The sequence below is a fragment of the Treponema sp. UBA753 genome, assembly GCF_002297325.1.
Taxonomy (GTDB): domain Bacteria; phylum Spirochaetota; class Spirochaetia; order Treponematales; family Treponemataceae; genus Treponema_D.
Map to the genome: position 1 here is coordinate 1 of NZ_DBKJ01000012.1, position 18,784 is coordinate 18,784.

12 protein-coding genes are annotated in these 18,784 nt (G+C 37.0%); 3 read left to right on the plus strand and 9 right to left on the minus strand.

Going from position 1 to position 18,784, the window contains the following annotated elements:
• Positions 1 to 362 precede the first annotated feature (362 nt).
• From pbpC to B4C08_RS00470, 9 genes are all read right to left on the minus strand, one after another.
• Complete coding sequence (gene pbpC, locus B4C08_RS00430; RefSeq protein ID WP_296662094.1) at positions 363 to 2,723, minus strand: penicillin-binding protein 1C; 2,361 nt, start codon at positions 2,721 to 2,723, stop codon at positions 363 to 365.
• Positions 2,724 to 2,730: 7 nt separating this feature from the next.
• Positions 2,731 to 8,340 (minus strand): alpha-2-macroglobulin, encoded by a 5,610-nt coding sequence (locus B4C08_RS00435; RefSeq protein ID WP_296662095.1) that lies wholly within the window; start codon positions 8,338 to 8,340, stop codon positions 2,731 to 2,733.
• Positions 8,341 to 8,357: 17 nt separating this feature from the next.
• Positions 8,358 to 9,494 carry a hypothetical protein gene (locus B4C08_RS00440; protein ID WP_296662096.1) on the minus strand — a complete coding sequence of 379 codons (1,137 nt, stop codon included), beginning with the start codon at positions 9,492 to 9,494 and terminating at the stop codon, positions 8,358 to 8,360.
• A gap of 13 nt (positions 9,495 to 9,507) precedes the next feature.
• Positions 9,508 to 12,174 carry an FG-GAP repeat domain-containing protein gene (locus tag B4C08_RS00445; protein WP_296662097.1) on the minus strand — a complete coding sequence of 889 codons (2,667 nt, stop codon included), beginning with the start codon at positions 12,172 to 12,174 and terminating at the stop codon, positions 9,508 to 9,510.
• A gap of 729 nt (positions 12,175 to 12,903) precedes the next feature.
• On the minus strand, positions 12,904 to 13,515 hold the full coding sequence (locus B4C08_RS00450; protein ID WP_296662098.1) for a polysaccharide deacetylase family protein: 612 nt from the start codon (positions 13,513 to 13,515) through the stop codon (positions 12,904 to 12,906).
• On the minus strand, positions 13,512 to 14,288 hold the full coding sequence (locus B4C08_RS00455) for a Fic family protein (RefSeq protein WP_296662099.1): 777 nt from the start codon (positions 14,286 to 14,288) through the stop codon (positions 13,512 to 13,514). The genes B4C08_RS00450 and B4C08_RS00455 overlap by 4 nt, the downstream gene beginning before the upstream one ends.
• Positions 14,289 to 14,316: 28 nt before the next feature.
• Complete coding sequence (locus B4C08_RS00460) at positions 14,317 to 14,628, minus strand: hypothetical protein (protein ID WP_296662100.1); 312 nt, start codon at positions 14,626 to 14,628, stop codon at positions 14,317 to 14,319.
• Positions 14,597 to 14,881 (minus strand): BrnT family toxin, encoded by a 285-nt coding sequence (locus B4C08_RS00465; protein ID WP_296662101.1) that lies wholly within the window; start codon positions 14,879 to 14,881, stop codon positions 14,597 to 14,599. Before B4C08_RS00465 ends, B4C08_RS00460 begins: the two co-directional genes overlap by 32 nt.
• 79 nt (positions 14,882 to 14,960) lie before the next feature.
• Positions 14,961 to 15,683 (minus strand): hypothetical protein, encoded by a 723-nt coding sequence (locus tag B4C08_RS00470; RefSeq protein WP_296662102.1) that lies wholly within the window; start codon positions 15,681 to 15,683, stop codon positions 14,961 to 14,963.
• 159 nt (positions 15,684 to 15,842) lie between these two features.
• On the opposite strand from B4C08_RS00470, the gene B4C08_RS00475 reads away from it, so the two are divergent.
• The 3 genes from B4C08_RS00475 to B4C08_RS00485 are packed head-to-tail and all read left to right on the plus strand — an operon-like array spanning position 15,843 to position 18,750.
• Complete coding sequence (locus B4C08_RS00475) at positions 15,843 to 16,994, plus strand: AAA family ATPase (RefSeq protein WP_295798921.1); 1,152 nt, start codon at positions 15,843 to 15,845, stop codon at positions 16,992 to 16,994.
• A gap of 6 nt (positions 16,995 to 17,000) precedes the next feature.
• The gene (gene lgt / locus B4C08_RS00480) at positions 17,001 to 18,002 is read left to right on the plus strand and encodes a prolipoprotein diacylglyceryl transferase (protein WP_296662103.1); all 1,002 of its coding nucleotides are present in this window, start codon (positions 17,001 to 17,003) and stop codon (positions 18,000 to 18,002) included.
• Positions 17,974 to 18,750, plus strand: a complete 777-nt coding sequence (locus B4C08_RS00485) for a class I SAM-dependent methyltransferase (protein WP_296662104.1) — start codon at positions 17,974 to 17,976, stop codon at positions 18,748 to 18,750. Before lgt ends, B4C08_RS00485 begins: the two co-directional genes overlap by 29 nt.
• The last annotated feature ends 34 nt before the right edge of the window (positions 18,751 to 18,784 follow it).

Below are 18,784 nucleotides of genomic sequence, written 5' to 3' on the forward strand. Positions count from 1 at the left end.
GAAAATCTAAATGCATATATTGCAATCATTTAGAGATTGTCGTATCAAGTACGACAATGACATTTAGAACTTATTAGACATCCCCTGCCTGAGCCACAAGGCGAAAAGCATTGCAGCTTACATGCTCAGCGACAGCCTAAGTTTTTAACAGTTTTTTTCTGCCCACAGTTGATTTAAAAACTCAAATTTCAGGCTATTTAGAAATGATACACGAATTCCCTTAGAAATGGTGCATGTATTTCTAAAGGAATTCATGAACCATTTCTATAAGACACAACAGTGATGTTCTTAGGAGTATAAGCAGCATCCATTATAGCAATTTGTCATCTTTCATGCTAAAGATGTGATTATAGCACAAATTTTTATTCTCCAGTTCCTACAATAGAAACATATACCACATCTGAACGGCCTTTCTGATCTGTTACTGAAATTTTATAATTTCCGGGATTAGGTGCCCATTCAATGCTTTGCCCCGGTTTTGACCTGCCTATAAATTCTGTACCCATAAACCACATCAGTTCAGAAGTATCCGCATCCGCAGAAGCACACAGCATAATTTTATTTTTGGACTGGTCCTTAAAGCGAAAAACATAATCAGTTCCGCTCATTGGAGAAATAATTTCCGGCGGGAACCCCAGTTTCTTAAAGTCCATTTTATATTCTTCCGGCGGATATTCAGGAGGAACCATTCTAGGAAGTCCAGCCTGCTCAAAAAGATGTTGCAAATCGCTGGGCCAGAATTCCCGAACAACTGATTCAACATAAGGCTTTTCCTCAGGCACTTCATCTGTGCGGTAACCGGTTCTTTTATCAATATTTATTTTGCGGTGAATCCTGCATTTTTCAATAGGAGAAACACCTGGAATGAACCATGCCAACTCCTTATCAGGACAATACGGGCCAGGAAGTCCGCCGCTAACAGAACATACTTCAACCTGTGTGCAGCCATCCGGATTCATTTCCCTGGAAAGTCTTTCTTTTGCCGGTAAGTCTGACAAAACTGAATAGGCAATATTAAAAAGCAAAGGTGCCGCCATAAGTCTTCCAATAAAGGCATTGTTTCCTTCTCCGTCTGCATTTCCAATCCAGACAGCACAAATATAACGGTCAAAAATTCCAACGCTCCAGCAATCCTTAAATCCAATTGAAGTTCCAGTTTTATAAGCAACAGGAATATCCTGAATATCTTTAGGTTTGTTCTGATACGGAGGTGTATTATCCTTAAGCATTTTACGGACAATAAAAGCGCTTTCCCTTGTAAGAAGCCTTTTACCCGGCGCCAGTTTAGGGACAGGAAAGAAATTAATTTCATGCATAATTCCGTTGTTTGCCAGAATTGCATACATTTTAACCAGTTCCAGCATAGAAACTTCACAGCTTCCAAGAACTATTGAAAGGCCGTAATGTTCCTTTTCTTTTATTTCTTTTACACCGGAATCCTTCATAAATTCATAAAGCCCGTAGTCTTTTAACTCCCTGTTCAGTGTAATTGCCGGAATATTACGGCTGTCCGAAAGAGCAAACCAAGCCTGAACCGGTCCCTTAAAAATGCTTCCATAATTATCCGGAGTATATTCATTAAAAGTCTGAGGTGTGTCTTTTAGCATTGTCCTAAAGTGAATCAATCCCTTTTCCAAAGCCAAGGCATAAATAAAAGGCTTTAAAGTTGAACCCGGAGAACGCTTTGAAGTAGTAATATTTACTTGTCCATCGATTGAATTATTGTAGTAATCCGCAGAACCTATATTTGCCAGCAAATCCATGGACTTCCAGTCTAGCAATAGGACTGCGCCGTTTTTAACTCCAAAATGTTTGTTCTGGTTTATGTATGCGTTGAAAATTTCTTCGCATTTATGCTGCAGCTCCAAATTCAAAGTTGTCCGTAATGTTCTTTTTGAAAGAGTTTTTTTTACACCATCCGTAACATTCAGCATTTCTGTAAAATGACGGGCTTCATTGGGAAATTTGCAGACAACTGAAAGCTGCATGTCCATAAAAATTTCCTTGTCAGAATCTTCCGGATGTTTTTCTAGCCATGATGAGAAAAGAATTTTTCGTGCCTGAATAAGTTCTGAAGGCGTCCTTGTTGGTTCTGGAGCGCGCTTTATAGGGTTTTGTGGAAGCACGCAAAGCATCACATTTTCAGAAAAATTCAAGTCTTTTATGCTTTTATTAAAATAATACCAAGCCGCAGTTTCAAAGCCTTCAATGTTTCCGCCGCAGGGAACCATGTTCAGATAGGCTTCAAGAATCTGTGCTTTACTAAAACACATTTCAAGATACAAGGCCTTTTGAATTTGTCTGAGTTTGCCCGAAATGCTTTTTGTATAAATGTGATAGTTTAGTTTTGCCACCTGCATGGTAATTGTAGAAGCACCCATGCGACGAGACTTTTTAATGTAGGTTTCCCAGCCGGCCTTAAAAACAGCCGCAAAATTAACTCCGTGGTGGCTGAAAAAATAGCGGTCTTCCTGCATAAGAATCAATTCAATGAACTGGGGAGAAAAATCACTTAAAGGACGGAAAATCCTATACTGCTCATCAGAGGTAAGAAAAACCTGAAGCAGATGGCCTTTGCAGTCAGAATAAGATCTTGAAAACTCTAAGTTTTTAAGCACATCTCCCTTGCGTTTTTCATAAAATATATTAAAAGCAAAAGAGACTGCTAAAACGAGAAAAAGCAAACCAATTCCCGTAGGAATCAGTTTTCTAGTGAATTTCATTCAGAAATTACCTTGCCTTTTCAATTTTCATTGCAGGAGACGAACTAAGAGCCCTAATCTTTTTGTTATACATATTTTCTGCAAACATAGGAGGAACAACAAAAGTTCCGGAATTTACGGCCTTTGCCTTATAAGCAAAGGTATTTACTTTGTCTGTTACAGTACCGTAAATTACAACCCTGTCTTCCCGAATATCAACATAATCAGGAGTCCAAGAGCCGTTTTCTGAATTACGTATAGACTGAATCTGGGTTTCAAGGCCCGCCGGAGACATAGCAACAAGAGCAACATTTGCAATAACTCCCTTTGTTGAGCGGAACGAAATCTTAACAGTTACAGTATCTCCAACCTTAAAAGAAGAAGCCTTGCTTCCATTTTCTGACAGATACTCACGGGAAACTTCAAGGCCTTCTTTGATTTCCTTTGAAGGGATTTCTTTTTCAAAACCAGCCTGAATTGTTCCATAGAACATTGGCATTGATTTGTCAGAAGTGAACTTTATTTTTTCAGTCTTATCAGAAAAGCTTCCCTTAAGAACAGCATCGCCTTTTAACTCAAGCTCAGTCTGTTCTTCTCCGGTAACTGCCAGGGCCTTGTAAACTTCCGACTTGTCTGTATAAGCGTAACTTTCAAAGGCACGGACTGCGGCAGCCGCTGAACTTGTACTGTAGTAAGAATAATCCAGATAGTTGCAAAGCTCTTCAACCTCATTTGCCTTAATATCACTGATTCTTGACGGAAAGTAAGAAGCAATGATGTCTATGTAAGTCGAAATATAATGAAGTCCATTCTGGAAAATCCATGAAGAGTCAAATGTCTTTTTGTTTTTTACTTTCTGAAGAATAGCATTAGCTTTTTTATCCTGCTTTAACATTGAGTAAGAAGCAGCAAGGTAAAGGCCTTCGTAGTCCGTTGCAGAGAAATTCTTACGGTTCATGTCTTCTTCCAATTTCTCAATATAAGAAGTTGTTACAATGCTGTTTTTTGTAAGAATGTAGATTGCATAAGAACGATGGTATATTCCACTTGACGAGTCATCGTTCTTTTCGGCAATGCCTTTTACTGCACTTAAAACTTGGTTCATCATATTCACAGGAACATAGAAACCATTGTTCTGAGCATCAGTTAAGAATTCTGCACAGTATAGTGTAATAAATGGATTTACAGGGCTCTTGCTCGTCCAGTAACCAATGTTTCCGTCAGACTTCATGCGAGACTGAATAATGCCAATAGTGTCAGAGACTATTTTTTCAGCATCAGCATGAGTTTTACCGCCAGCTTTTACAAAGTCTTCATATAAATATGGATACGCCTTGCTTGTTATCTGCTCTGCACAGCCGTAAGGGTATTTTTCAAGGAAGAATTTCAGGCCATCCAGGAATGTAGTTGGCACATTTGAAACCGCCGCATCACGAGTTGCAAATTCTTCATAAAGCCTATGATTTACATCTACTTCTGCAGATGTTTTTTTAGTAGAACCCGCACTAATCCAAACCTGATATGGCATAGAAGGGCGAACACTCAAAGTAGAAGAAATTGTGCAGGATTCACTCGCGTCAGTTGCAGTAAACTTGAGTTCAGAAGCACCAATAACATTCTTTGCCTTAACCTTAAATTCAGCAACTGCATCTTTTCCTTCTTCAATTGAAAGAGCCGCAGAAGACTCTCCAATGATTTCTAGATTAGAAGCTGGAATAGCCTTAAGAAGAATATTATTCTTTCCGCTGCCCTTATGATTATTTGTTACAGTTACAGAAACATCAAATTCATCGCCAGGAGCTGCAGCAAGCGGAGCATTAGGCACAATAATAATAGGATTTCTTGCAATTGTAGAAACATGAGCCACACCAATTTTATCCTTGGAAACAGAAACCGCCATAACTCTAAGGCTTCCGTTAAAGTAATCCGGAACATGATATTTTACACTGCGGCTTTCAGGACCTGTTTCAATAATTCCAGACCAGTATGCAACAGAAGCATTCTGGCGCCGCTTAAACGGATTGAGGTTCTTTGCAAGCATTTCCATTTCTGCACCACCACCAGTTGCAGAAAGAGTTTTTAGAACATTGTATTCTGGCAAAATCAAATCCAAAATCTGGGAAGTCCTTACTTCAAGAGCCCGTTTCTTAAAGAAATAAGCGAGCGGATTTGGTGTAGAATATTTTGCCACCTGAAGAATTCCTTCATCAATTGCAAAAATTGCAATCTTTCCAGAATCAGAAGAAGAATAGCTGATTGTAAGGTCGGAGCCAGATTTAATTTCATCCGGAACTTTAAGAGTAATATTGTTTGTGCGTTTTCCCCTGCCAACAGAGAATGGAATTGCGCCATAACAGAAAGGACTCATAAAAATTTCATTAGACGCAGAATCCCTAGTAAACATTACGTTAATATATCCGTTTCCTTCAAGCTCTTCTGGAATACGAATATGCTGAACAGAAGAAAGCTCATTTGTCTTGAACCACTTGTAGGTATATACGTGGTCCCGTTCAATAGTAATAAGACCAGTTCCTGCATAAGGGGCCTTAATGAAGATTTCCGCAGTTGAACCAGGATTTAAATCCCCTGACTGAAGCTTAAGTTCCAGCTCTGCAGTTCTAGTAAGACTACGGGAAACATTTTTATCACCAACGATTGTGTAATTAATCGTATTGAAAATTAATCCATCTTTATCTGCAAGAGTAAGTTTAAATTCACCGGCAGCATCAGAAGGAACAATAAAATCAGTGCCATTTTTACTGATTGAAATCTGCTTTTCATTTACAGGATAAGATTTTTTTACCGACTGATATTTATAAAGCCCGTTCGACTGTTTTACAAGAGTTGAAATATAGCGTATTTCTTCTATTTTAAGAGTTACACCTTCAAGATCAATCTTGTTAAGCTTCTGGTCAATTGCAATAAATGAAAGATTACGTACAGAATTTGAATTAATGTAGCCCAAAGAACCGTCTGCTTTATAACCAATCAAATATTTTAAAGGCGAAACATAAAGGGAAGCCTGGCTGGAAACACTTCTTCCGCTGCCCTTTTCATATCCTTCTGCATAAAACTGAAGTCTATAAGTTGCCTTTTCAAACTTAGACAAGTTCAAGTCAAATTCAGCTTTTCCTGCATCGTCAGTTTGTTTTGTTCCAAGGAATTCATCAAAAGATTTTCCCTTGTAGAAAGGATCTGCAAAGTAGTAATCAGAATACCTGTATAAAACAGGGAATCCAGGGGTAAGGAACATCTGGCCTTTAATGTCATTTCCGGCAGCAGGAGTTCCAAAAAGGTTTTTAAGAGAAACAGTACCTTTAAGTTGACTAGGATTAATCCAGCCATTTTCCGGCAATGGATCAAAGCCAGCAGAAATAGACAGAGTATCAGGAAGAAATTCTTCTAGCTTAATAGTTTCAGAAGCAAGGTATTCACGTTCTACTCGGTTTTTATATTCTTTTAAAAGATAAAGATTTACAGTGTAATTTCCAGTTGGAGAATAATCCTGTGTAGGAAAATCGATTTCTTCAAATCCGGCGGAAGAAAGCTGAAGTTTTTTATTAAATACTACAGAACCATTTGAGTCGGTAACTTCTGCCTCAATAGGAGTTCCACGCAAATCAATATTCCAGTTACCTGCTTTGGCAATCAAAGCAATATGGGCCGTTTCTCCCGGACGGTACATTCCGCGGTCACTGAACATATAGGCAGTAATTCTGTCAGGCTGGGAAGCTCCGTACTCACCGCCAACATCGTAGTTTGAATAATCCAAGCTTCTTCCGTTTTCTGAATATGGCATAAAAGAAAGGTCGTTTGCCGTTTCTACAACATAAGCAGTAGGACGATGCTCACCGGAATAATTTGAAATTGCAGGAAGTTTTGCATGGCCGCTTGAATCAGTTGTTGTTGCGGCAACAACATTTCCATTCAGACCTACAACTTTTACAGTAGCATAAGAAACAGGATTTCCATTAGAAATCGACTGAACAAATACATCTCGCGTTCCGTCAGTATTTTTCTTAATAATAAAACCTAGGTCAGTAACAAGAATCAAGCGCTTGTCTGATTTTCCTGAATAGTAGGAATCTCGGCCAAGACTATTTTCATTTTCTGCAACCTGAAAAAGGAAAAGGCCATTCTTCAGATTCTTTGAAGCATTTGCGCGAAGTTTATCAGAAAAATCATAAGAGAAATAAGAAATTTCAGAAATTGAATAATCCGGAATCCAATAACTAGAAGTTTCTGATTCTGCAATATTGTTTTCGTTAAAAGAATAATGTTCAAAGTGGAAATTCTTCATATCTCCATTGGACATTGAAACAAGATGATTTACATCTTTTGGCATAATGCGGGAAAGACGGTAATAAACTTTCTTAATTCCTCGGGAATACAAAGCCATTTTGCGACTGCCGGAAAGAGAAAGAATTGTACCTTCTGACATAATCGAAAGCTCCTTTGGATATTCAGGAACTTTTATTATTGTTTCATAAGAATTAGTTTCGTTATAAAAACGAAGCTTATATCCGCCAAAAAAGTTTATGCCGCCTTCTATTTTTACATAAAGATAACGGCCTGGAGTTGCTTTATAACCAAAACTGTTTAAGTCTGCAGCAGGCTCTGCTGTTGGAACAGGTGAAAGTTCAATTTTTTTAGAAATCTTAAGAATTTTATCAGTAACATAATTAGTAGACCAAAAGGCATCTTCTGCTACATCCCAACCTTCCATTTCAGGACGATCTTTTGGAAGTTCAAAAACACTTATGCAAGAAGCAAGCTCGTCAACAGCAACAGAACCTTTTGTTTCAATAACAAGCATTTGGTCATAATTCTGATTTTGATTTTTTACAAGAGAAGTATCAACTGACTCGATTTTTACAAAGTCACTCATTCCTGGAACAGATACAGTTTTTGTTTCCTCATCCGAAGATTTTCCACCAACCTGCGCTTCAATTCCTTTGCCCATTTTTACTTTAAGAGCAGACGTATACGGAGGAATTGGAAGAAGATCAGAAACAAGATATGCTTCTGAAGCAGATTTATTATAACTAAGTTTAAAAGGAACGTTTTCAACCTTAATTGATTTTCCATTAGCATCATAATAATCAAGGCTCATAGTTACACAACCGGCAACTGACTCTTTTACCATTGGATGAGAAGCATAAATTGTTGCTGTTACCCGCTTTTCCTTTGGGTTTTCTGGATTAATATAGAATTCGGCATCTTCAAGGCTTACAACAAAATTTTCAGTTTTAAAACTAAAGTCTGATTTTACATTAACATCCTCAGAGAAAATTGCTGACGGCATAGAAACCTTGTATCGCGTTCCCAGAAGCCAATTTTCATGCGGTATAAATCGTAATTGGGAATCATTAACCCAAACCCATTTACCTGCAATTTGCGGTGTAATAGTAATCTGAGATGAAGGCTCAGAACCAGCTTCGGTCAGTTTTGAAACAGAACCATCAAAATTCACACAAAGAGTATCCGGCTGCCCATTTTCATCAAGGCGTGTGGATGGGTTGTAAACACTATAATTTACAGAAACTGCACTGCTCTTTTTACGGCAGGAAAATGCAGAAACAGAAAACAAACAGATTGCTGAAGCAATTAGAATTTTATAAACCTTGGCAAATTTCATAGATTTTCTCCAATAATTCATTTTACGTTTTTCAAATAAGAAAGATAGTCAAGGACAACGACTTCTGTGTCTGGAAAAAAATTCTTTCCGTCTGGAAGATTCATAATTTCATTTTCTACAAGTCCAAGAACAGCATCAAAATCAGGGTTACTGATTTCCACATCAGCAACTGGAGATTTAGCCGCCGGATTTTTTTTATACCGGTTTGAATATTTCACAGCAAGCTTTGGATTCCCTCGGTTCATAACATAAAGATTCCACAAAAATCTTGCGCAAGTAATTCTTTTAATAGCTTCGGAATTTAAAATTTCAGCAGAAAGCCCCTGCTCATCTGTTGGATCTGTTGCAGGGTTAAACATGCCTGCTTCCGCAACTTTTTCTGTAAGACGGGAAGCAGAAAGCTTTGTTCCAGTTGTAAAATCATTCAGCAAACCAGTTTTTTCATAAGCCAGCTGAACCATTGTTTCTTTAGTCAGCTTAGAGGCTAGATTTTGTTCAGAAGAAAGAACCGAACTGTTTTCCACATCAATTCCGGAATTGTAAAGAATCCATACCTTATCACGAAAGTTTTTGTATACAGCCCGATAATTACTGCGGCCCTGATTATCAAATTCAATAAACGCTTCATCAATAAAAGCTATTGATTTGTCGTACTGTTTTTTTGAATATAAAAGTTTTCCTTTTTCCAAAAGAAGGATTGAATTGTTTGGGTCAAAAGAAAGTATTTCGTCTATTTTCTGAATTGAGGTGTCAATATTTTTTTCAAGTTTTGAGCCAAGAAGAAGAACATAATCATCGCCGCCCTTAATCGCTTTTGAATCCCGGTAACATTCAGCCGCCTTAGATTTTTTTCCTTCCATAAGATAAAGTATTCCGTCAATGGATGTAATGTGAGCTTCTATTATTGGCTCAACATGGCTTTTAGAAAGCTGGGCATATACATCCTGATGAAAACTGTCCAACTGATTCTGATCAAATTTTCCAGTCATAAGATAATTTGCATCAATAAGAATAAACCTGTCTTCGTAAACAGAAATTTCTTCCATCAGTTCTTTGTTTAGATTAGTTGTCTGAAACACATCCTGCTGCAAAGTAGTTACACAAGAAGAAAAAAGAAAGCCAAAAGCAGATAAAAGTACAAGGATTTTCTTCATTTAAATTCTCCAATTAGTTAATTTTCCAAGCGTTTAATTTATTGTCAATTGAAAGTGAAAGAATGTCGGTTTTTTTGTCGCCGTTTAAATCCATAAAGAACGGAATACCGTAACCTGTAACTGGGAATGCATTTAAGAATTCAAGGTCTGATGTAAAACCATAAATCGCATTTGAATCGCCGCAAATAAAGATTTCATCTTTTTTATCGCTGTTATAGTCGCAAACTGTAATGTAACCTGATTTTGCAGAAAGACTTGGCAGCTTGATTTTTGTTACAGAGCCATCCAGCATGACTTTATAAATTGTTCCATTTTCAGAAACTGCAATCAATGAATCATTTACATATTTTACATTTTGATAGAAGATATCTTCGAGATTAAGCGGAAGAGCATTGGCAAGCACACCATTTGAATCCCAAACATAAAGTTCTCCGGCCTGAGAAACAAAAGCAACAAAAGTCTGATTATTATTTTCAAAAATACAAGGTGAGCCAAAACCAATTCCATCAACAGGAATTTCCAAAAGAGAAATCTCCAAAGGATTCTTTGCTTTTATAGTAAGCAGATTGACTGAACCTGCAAAGCCTTTTTTATAAATAGCAATTTTATCACCGTAAACAGCAGGTGCATTTTTTATCTGATATGAATCTTCAAAAGCGTATTCAAAAGTCTGGCCATCAGATTTAACAAAGTGAAGCAAATCATCATCGCCAACAATTACTAGCAAATCCTCAAAAACCACAGGACGACAGCCTGGTCTTATTCCCGTCATAATTGGGAAACTTTCTACTTCATCAAGGCTTTGATTTAAAAGATAAACGAGACCATCTTTTGTTACAGCCCAGAATTCTCCTCCGTTCTTCTTAAAAGTAACTTTGGAAGCAGGCACTAGATACTCAAGACCTGCTATTTCTTTTTCAGCAACTTCAAGGCTTGCAGCATTAAATGTCTTAATCAATCCAGGATTCTGGTACCAGTAAATAAGACGATTTTTTGGATTCTCAGATTTGTAAAGAACAGGAACGGAATTACCTTTAAGCTGAATAGGAAACCCTTGAACAGACTGAGTTTGCCTTTTTTCGCTGTAAATTGAATTCAGGCGAGCAGAAATAACATTGTCTTTTGTAGAAATATCAAGTTTTCCAATATTGTAAAGCTGAAGAATTTTATTAAACAGCGAGTTTCCTTTTACAAAAAATGGAACACTTTGCTCAAGGTTGTAGTACAGACTTACAGAAGCAGGAGAAATTGAATTTCCATTCACCTTTCTCCATGTATCATCTTTATCAAGCCTCACCCCATTTTTGAGAGCGGCATTTATGGAAGCAAGATTTTCAGGTGATTGTGAAAAATAAATAAAATTATCCTTTACCATATAATAAGGTTTGGGAAGAGTAATATTCATAGCATTCAGCAAAGAAACAACAAAGTTAGGAAATTCAATACGCGGCAAACGGACTCCATCCAAAAGAAGGCTAGTATCTGACCGCAATATAATAGAAGAAATTAGTATATCAAAAACTTTCTGCCGCTTTTCTTCATCCTCAATTTTAAGAACAAAAACAGGATTTGATTTTCCTTCAAGGCCAAGGACAGCATATTCATCAGAAGTCCATGAAAAAAGAATATTTTCCAAAGAATCTTTGAAAAAAGTTTTTGAAAGGGCATTTGCATCATTCCACTTTCTTTTTATATTTATATTTCCTTCATCCAGAACTTCAAAAGCCACATCTTTTATTTCAGAAAGTTTTCCAAGGTTAATCAAAGTATAATACTGAACTGCTCCAGGAAGCTTTGGCAAAAGTTCAGGAATATCAGATTTGCGTTCAATCAAGTCAAGAACTGCATTTGATTTTTCGCTGCTTTTTTCAAAAGGAAGCTTTATTTCAACATTAATATTTTCATCAGAAATACCAAATTCAATTTTGCTTAGCTCATTTTCTGAAAGAGAATCTGCAACAAAATTAATATATGGATTTTTCTTTCCAATCAGTTTTAAAAGATTCCGTCCATTTGCAACAATTCTAAAAGGCTGAGCAAGGCGATTCTTCATGATTTTTAATTCATCGCCGCTGTAATCGGCTGTATTTTTTAACGAAATAGCCTTTTCAAAGTAAACTGGGCTTTCAGAAACAATCACAAGGTTTTTATGGATTTTTGCATAGTATGACTTTTCGCCTTTTTTATATTCAAAATAAGAATGGCCTGATTCATTAATATAATAAAGATTTTCTACCGGATGAAATTTAGCAAAAAGCGGAGCTAGACGTGAAATTCCAGAAAGAAAACCCATATCAACAATTGCAACAAAATTGCTTCCGTCATACATAGCGACATCAATCCTACGGGAAAAAGCTAATTTTACAAAAGCATTTTTACGCAAGTCTGATTCGCGGATTGAATAAAAAATCTGTCGGGCATTAGAAAAACTAGGCTCAGCAAGAACAACATCCATAGCCTTTAAATCAACTAAAGGTTCAACGGCATCATAAAAAGAATCTGTTCTTATATAAACTGAATAATTATTAGGAAGCGCATTTACAGTAGAAGTCCGGTCCAGTCCGCAAAAAAGCATCCAGGCAAAAACCAGACCAACTAATCCACAGAAAATCCAAAGTATTGAAAAAAATATTCTAAACAAAAAAGGTTTATTTTTTGAACTGCTCATATTATTTCCCATTTTTTAACTATATAAAAACCGTAATTGAAAATGCATTAAAAAACATTGAACTTTCAGATGCTCATGTTAATGTTGAGAATGGATGCTGGACAGAACATTGAAAACATTGCAAATCAATCATCAATTATATTACAATATCGCTCTTAAGTTTTCAATTGCATAATTAATTAGCCTGAAATTCTAATTTATAAACCAACTGTGGATTGAAAAACTTTGAAAGGAAAACTTTATCCTTTGCAATGAAATTAAAGTATGTCTTTTGAGCATAATAATTACATACTTATAGGTCGAATGCCGAGTTTTTATAAAAACAGCTATTAAACAGTTATTCCTATGCTAACAAGGCTGTCATTACCGTGCTTGAGACTGCGATGTTTGCATACCAAACTCAGTTATCAATCTTGCCATCGGATTATCACCCGAGTTTCTGTCAGAAACATCGTAGGGGCAAGCCCGAAAATGACAACTTTCCCAACATTTTCATGTCATTCCCGCAGTTGTTTCATCTCTCTGTCATTGTCGTACTTGAATTTTCCTGTCATTCCCACACTTGATGTGGGAATCTCTGTTATAACCAACTTTTCAAGAACCTGTCTTACATTATAATGAATAAATTTCAAAAAACAACTTTTTGGCAAAAATTTATTGAATTTTCTGTTGAAAACGCAATAAATAAAAAAAATCGTTAGTTTTTTCTAATCAGTGTGGAAAAACAAAGCAAAATCTATTCTATTTTACTGTTGTCCAAATATGCAATGGAATACAAGGATTTATATTCTTTATCCTAAAAAGTTCTATCAGGTTTACAAATTCATAGCCGCGGGATTTTAAAACTGGAATGGCGGACTTAACAGCCTGAACTGTAGCATAATTTTCTTCCATTACGTGAAGAAGCACAATCTGCCCATCTTCCGCAGATTTTAAAATACGCTCAGTTCTTTGTTCAGCAGTAATTTCAGGAAGCCAGTCCTCATAGCCTTTTCCGCCAATAAAGGGAACTTTTATAGCTTTGTACATATTGACGCTTACACTGATATAAGGCGGACGGAAAAATTCACTTCTTTTGCCGATGCACTTTTCTATAAGGGATTCAGTTTTTTCATATTCGTCCTGAATCATGGCAATGCTCATTTTTGACATATCGGAATGCGTAAACGAATGATTTTGAATGTCGCATCCCATTTTAAATGCGCGCCTTACAACTTTTGCAGACTCTTCATTGATTTTGTTTCCGACTAAAAAAAATGACGCAGGAATCCTATTAAATTCAAGAACATCCAGCATATCTGACATAACATTTGCATTAGGTCCGTCATCAAACGAAAGCGTTATATGCTTCATAAACTTCTTTTGTATTCTTCAATTTGCTGCTTTAGATTTTGAATATGCTGATTAAACATAAAGTCAATGAAGCTTGCAGAATCTTCGGCGTCTTGGCTTTCGGAAATTGCCTTTATATATTCAGCACGTCTTTCTTTTTTTACAATCGATGGAACAAGATTTTTTTCATATTGAACCATATTCATAAGCAAACGGCTCATTCTTCCGTTTCCGTCTGCCCAAGGATGAATTGAAGCAAGCCTAAAATGAGATTCAAAACTTAATTTATATGCGTTTTCAATGTCATCTGAATAAGTTTCTTCAAGTTCTTCATTGAGCCAGCCGCAGAATTCTTGAAGCTTGTCAGGAACTTTTTGCCAAGCAAGATAAGATTTTCCGCCGCGCCCAGCACTTACATTCAAAAGCCTTAATTCTCCTTTTGCAGAAGAAAAAGAACCTGCAACTGTATTATAAGAGGAGCCTGTATTTTTCATTAAAGTTTCAGAAAGAGAACAAAGAAAACCAACTGTTATTTTTTCGTGTTTTTTTGCAAAATCAAAGCTCTGCTCATACGCTTTTTTTAGGTCAAGATTCATAAGCTGCTCTGAAATAGGCTTTGAACAAGAAATTCCGTTGTCAAACAAAACCTGATTTTCAATTTCCGTAATCGTAGAGCCTTCAATCGCTGTTGAATGTGTAATTATCGAATATAAATAAAACTTATCGTAATCAAGTTGCTGATTTATTCCAAGAGAATTATATTCATTCAAGACCGTTATTATTTCATTTTTCATTTTCGCCGTACAATAAAATTATTTAACATTATGCAAAAACAGGACGCTTCTTTTCTTTTGCGCACTGAACAAGATAAAGGTTTATAAGATTCTGGTAAGAAATACCTGTCTCTTCCGCAAGCTCCTTGAAATAAGAAATCGCCCCCGAATCAAGATTTATAGTAACTGTTTTTTTTATTTTTTTATACCACGGCTGAAATTCCTTTAATTCTTCTTTTGTCATCGCAGGGCAATCTTCAGCAGGTGTCGCACGAGCATTTCTTATAATCGCTTTTTCAGCCTCTGTAAGTGGCGGAAGTTTTTTCAACTCATCTAAGGTCATAGTCGTCATAGTATTCATCTGTTTCCTCCTTTGTCGCTTTTCTAGCAGAAATAATACGAGTCCTGTCATTGCGTTCCGTGTACACAACAAAAAGAATGTCGTCAACCATTCCGATTACATTCCAACGATCTTCTGTATCTGTTGAATGGCTACTGTCGTATTTTTCAATACGTTTTTCATCAAGAAAAACACGGACAGCAAATTCAAAACTGATTCCATCATGATTTTTCTTGTTATATTCATTCTTTTTATTGTCCCATTCATAAATCATATTTACATACTACATACGCTATAAATATCTGTCAAGTTTTTAAATGCGTTCTTCTATTTTAGTGGCAGAAATGAATGCGCTAATTTCTTACAAATATAACAAGGTCGCCTTTTTGTTTTCTTGCTTCAAAATTGTAGTCTTTTCCGTTTTTTGAGACAATTGCAAAGTATCTAAAATTACGAAGTGTTTTTTCAATAGGAGATTCCAAGTCTTCTGAATCATTATATTCTTGCAGAGTAACACCGCCGGCTTTTTTCCAGCCTTTATCTTTATAATCTGAAGCATAGACAACAAATGAAATTCCATAATCATCAGTAAGATTTACAAATTCTATTTCGTCATAAAATCTTCCTTTTATATTGTCTGAATCAATTACAAAGGCAGATTCAAGCTCCTTTTCAAAATCAAATTCGGAATCCGGCATTACAAAAATGCAAAGGTCATTGTCAATTTTTTGCGCACGGTAGTTGTAAACTTTGTTATTTTTAGGAACTACAGCAAAATACTGTATTTGAGCAATGCGGTCTTCCATGCGGGAATCAACATCTTCTGAATCGTAAAAACCCTTTAAGAATGCTCTTCCGTAAAACTGCCAGGAATTATTTTTATTGTCATAATAGTAAACTTCAAAGCCAAGCTGCTCGTCTGTTTCGTTTATAAGCTTTACATCTTCTCTTGCTTTTCCAGCTATAGAATTGGCATCAAGGACAAACGCATTTTCAGCATCAAGGTTAAAATCAGGAGCCTGAGCAAAACAAGCAAAACTAAAAACTAGGCAGACAAAAAAAACAATCTTTTTCATATATTCTTCCATAAATGATTCATCTCTCACTGATTGAAATTTAACATTTCTAAAAAAGTTACGCAAGAAAATAGTAAGCAGACTGCGCAACAAGATTTACCAGGTCTATTTTTTAAACTCTGTCTTTAAAATCAAAGTATTCTATGATACAATTGCATTATGCAGATTATTCCAGTAGCAAGCGGCAAAGGCGGCGTTGGAAAAAGCCTTTTAAGCGCAAACCTTGCAATTGCCCTAGGACAGGCAGGCAAAAAAGTTCTTCTCATTGATTTGGATTTGGGAGCTTCAAACCTTCATCTTGTAATAGGCCATCCTAACCCAAAGGCAGGAGTCGGCACATTCCTTACAGGCGAAAGCAAGTTTGAAGACATAATTTGCCCAACAGACTACGACAATGTAAGTTTTATTGCAGGCGATTCTGAAATTCCTGGGCTTACTTCACTAAAAGTCAGCCAGAAAAACGAGCTTATAAAAAGCTTCAATAAACAGGAATCTAAATTCGACTATCTGATTTTGGACTTGGGAGCAGGAACCCATCTTACAATTCTTGATATGTTTCTTCTTTCTCCGCAGGGAATTGTTGTTACAGCTCCGACTGTTACCGCCACATTGAACGGCTATCTTTTTCTTAAGAATGTAATGTTCCGCATGATGTACAATACTTTTAAGAAAGGAAGCGCAGGCTACAAATATCTTGAGTCGCTAAAAAAAGATTCGCTTTCGCTCCAGAGGCTTTATATTCCAAAGCTTGTTGAAATTCTTGAAAAAGAAGACCCGGAAGGAACTGCATTGTTCAAAAAGCGTATAAATGAATTTCATCCGCGGCTCGTGCTTAATATGATAGATGACCCAAAAGACGCAGACAGAGCGCAAAGAATCCGCCGTTCATGCCAGCAGTATTTGGACTTGGACTTGGATCATCTTGGCGTAATCTACCGCGACACTTTGCAGGACAAGGCTCTTTCTTCAAGACTGCCAGTCATTGCTTACAAGCCGCAGTCAATTATAGGCCAGGCAATCTACAGAATTGCAGAAAAAATAATTCAGTCCGAAACTTTAAAGTTTGACGACAGCTATGACATAACCCAGGCTTCAGACACTTCATTTGAAATTGCCACAGAAGAAGCCAATGACGACTTTGGGCAAAAAATGGCTTACATAGAAGAGCTTGCAGGAACTGGCGCGCTTACTGCCGGGGAACTTGCAGAAACTTTAAAGCAGCAGCAATACGAGCTTACAAGGTTAAAAAACGAAAACAATCTATTAAAGAAAAAACTTCTGGAAGCAGCGGCAAAAGGCTTCAAGGTGTAAGACAAAATGCTAAATTCTCTTTTATATATAAAATATCCGTCTTGGATTCATCCGGAGCTTTTTCCCGGAGTTCCGCTTTTGGGACTTGTGCGCTGGTACGGTCTTATGTACATAATCGCATTTGGAACAGCTTTTTATATTCTGCGGAAAATTCAGCGTGAAGGCGCATTGGACACGCCAGATTCAAAAACTACGGAAGATGATATTTTCAGCTTTATTGCATTCGGAATTATTTTTCTTTTGGCAGGCGCGCGGATTTTTTCAACGCTTGTGTATGATACTTCCGGGCTTTACTGGAAAAAGCCTTGGCTAATTTTCTGGCCGTTCGACACAGTAACAAAAAGATTCACAGGTCTTGCGGGAATGTCCTATCACGGCGGATTCCTCGGCGGACTTGTGGGAATGCTAATCTGGTGCAAAAAACACAAAAAGCCTGCGCTCAAATGGATTGATGCAATGGCAGTTGCAATTCCGCTTGGCTACACTTTTGGACGAGTCGGAAACTTTATGAATGGAGAACTTTACGGCAGAATAACAAAAGCTCCTTGGGGAATTGTCTTTCCACGCGCAGAAACTTTTTCTTCAAGCTTAGACTGGGTAAAAGAATTTGCTTCTTCAATAGGAATGTCTCTTGGCGGCGCAAAGCTTGTAAATCTTCCGCGGCATCCAAGCCAGCTTTACGAAGCTCTTTTTGAAGGACTTTTGCTTTTTCTTCTTATTTGGTGCCTAAGAAAGAAAAAACCGTTCGACGGATTTCTTACAGCGTGCTACACGGTTGGCTACGGCTTTGTAAGATTTTTTATAGAATATTTCCGCGAGCCTGACGCAGACATTGGCTACAGAATTTCTGCAACAAAAGACGCTGCAATCTACACAAACACTTCGCTTTTAAATCTTAGCACAGGACAAATTTTCTGTCTTATGATGATTGCAGGCGGAATTCTTATGATTTTTATTCTTGCAATGCTTAACAAAAAAAATGACAGAAATAGAAAAACATTACAATAAGCACAAGGAAGAAAACAGGCTTTTAACGCGGCACGGCAAAGTTGAATTCGCCGTCGCAATGAAATACATCCATGATTTTCTTCCTACGCAAGACAAACGGCTTTTTAAGATTGCGGACATTGGAGCCGGAACAGGAAGGTATTCAGTTGCCCTTGCAAAAGAAGGCTTTGATGTTACGGCGGTTGAGCTTGTAAAACATAATCTTGAAATACTTGAGTCCAAGCACGAGCGCGTAAAATGCTGGCCGGGAAACGCTCTTGACCTTAGTTTTTTGCCAGATGAAACTTTTGATGCGACAATTGTTTTTGGTCCTCTTTATCATCTTCATAAAGAAAAAGAAAAACTTACAGCTTTAAAAGAAGCGCGCAGAATAACAAAAAAAGGCGGAACAATTTTTGCCGCGTATCTTTTAAACGAATACAGCATTCTTTCATATTGCTTTGCGCAAAATAGAATTACTGATCTTATAAAAAGCAAAAATATTTCTAACGACTTTCACATAATTCCAAAAGAAAATGAACTTTACGACTATGTGCGCCTAGAAGATATTGACCGGCTGAACAAACTAAGCGAATTAAAGAGGATAAAAATATTTTCTCCGGACGGACCTGCAGACTTTATGCGCAAACAACTGAACGCAATGACAGAAGAAACTTTTAAAAAATTCATTGAATATCAGATTTGCAACGCTGAACGCCCCGAACTTTTAGGCGCAGGCTCCCATCTTGTAGATATTCTGGAAAATTGAAAGGTTGAATACTGAATTCCTGTAAAAAAGTTAT

Coding starts and splice junctions, on each gene's coding strand:
- pbpC (WP_296662094.1), bottom strand. CDS start 2,723: ATGAAATTCACTAGAAAACTGATTCCTACGGGAATTGGTTTGCTTTTT.
- B4C08_RS00435 (WP_296662095.1), bottom strand. CDS start 8,340: ATGAAATTTGCCAAGGTTTATAAAATTCTAATTGCTTCAGCAATCTGT.
- B4C08_RS00440 (WP_296662096.1), bottom strand. CDS start 9,494: ATGAAGAAAATCCTTGTACTTTTATCTGCTTTTGGCTTTCTTTTTTCT.
- B4C08_RS00445 (WP_296662097.1), bottom strand. CDS start 12,174: ATGGGAAATAATATGAGCAGTTCAAAAAATAAACCTTTTTTGTTTAGA.
- B4C08_RS00450 (WP_296662098.1), bottom strand. CDS start 13,515: ATGAAGCATATAACGCTTTCGTTTGATGACGGACCTAATGCAAATGTT.
- B4C08_RS00455 (WP_296662099.1), bottom strand. CDS start 14,288: ATGAAAAATGAAATAATAACGGTCTTGAATGAATATAATTCTCTTGGA.
- B4C08_RS00460 (WP_296662100.1), bottom strand. CDS start 14,628: ATGAATACTATGACGACTATGACCTTAGATGAGTTGAAAAAACTTCCG.
- B4C08_RS00465 (WP_296662101.1), bottom strand. CDS start 14,881: ATGATTTATGAATGGGACAATAAAAAGAATGAATATAACAAGAAAAAT.
- B4C08_RS00470 (WP_296662102.1), bottom strand. CDS start 15,683: ATGAAAAAGATTGTTTTTTTTGTCTGCCTAGTTTTTAGTTTTGCTTGT.
- B4C08_RS00475 (WP_295798921.1), top strand. CDS start 15,843: ATGCAGATTATTCCAGTAGCAAGCGGCAAAGGCGGCGTTGGAAAAAGC.
- lgt (WP_296662103.1), top strand. CDS start 17,001: ATGCTAAATTCTCTTTTATATATAAAATATCCGTCTTGGATTCATCCG.
- B4C08_RS00485 (WP_296662104.1), top strand. CDS start 17,974: ATGACAGAAATAGAAAAACATTACAATAAGCACAAGGAAGAAAACAGG.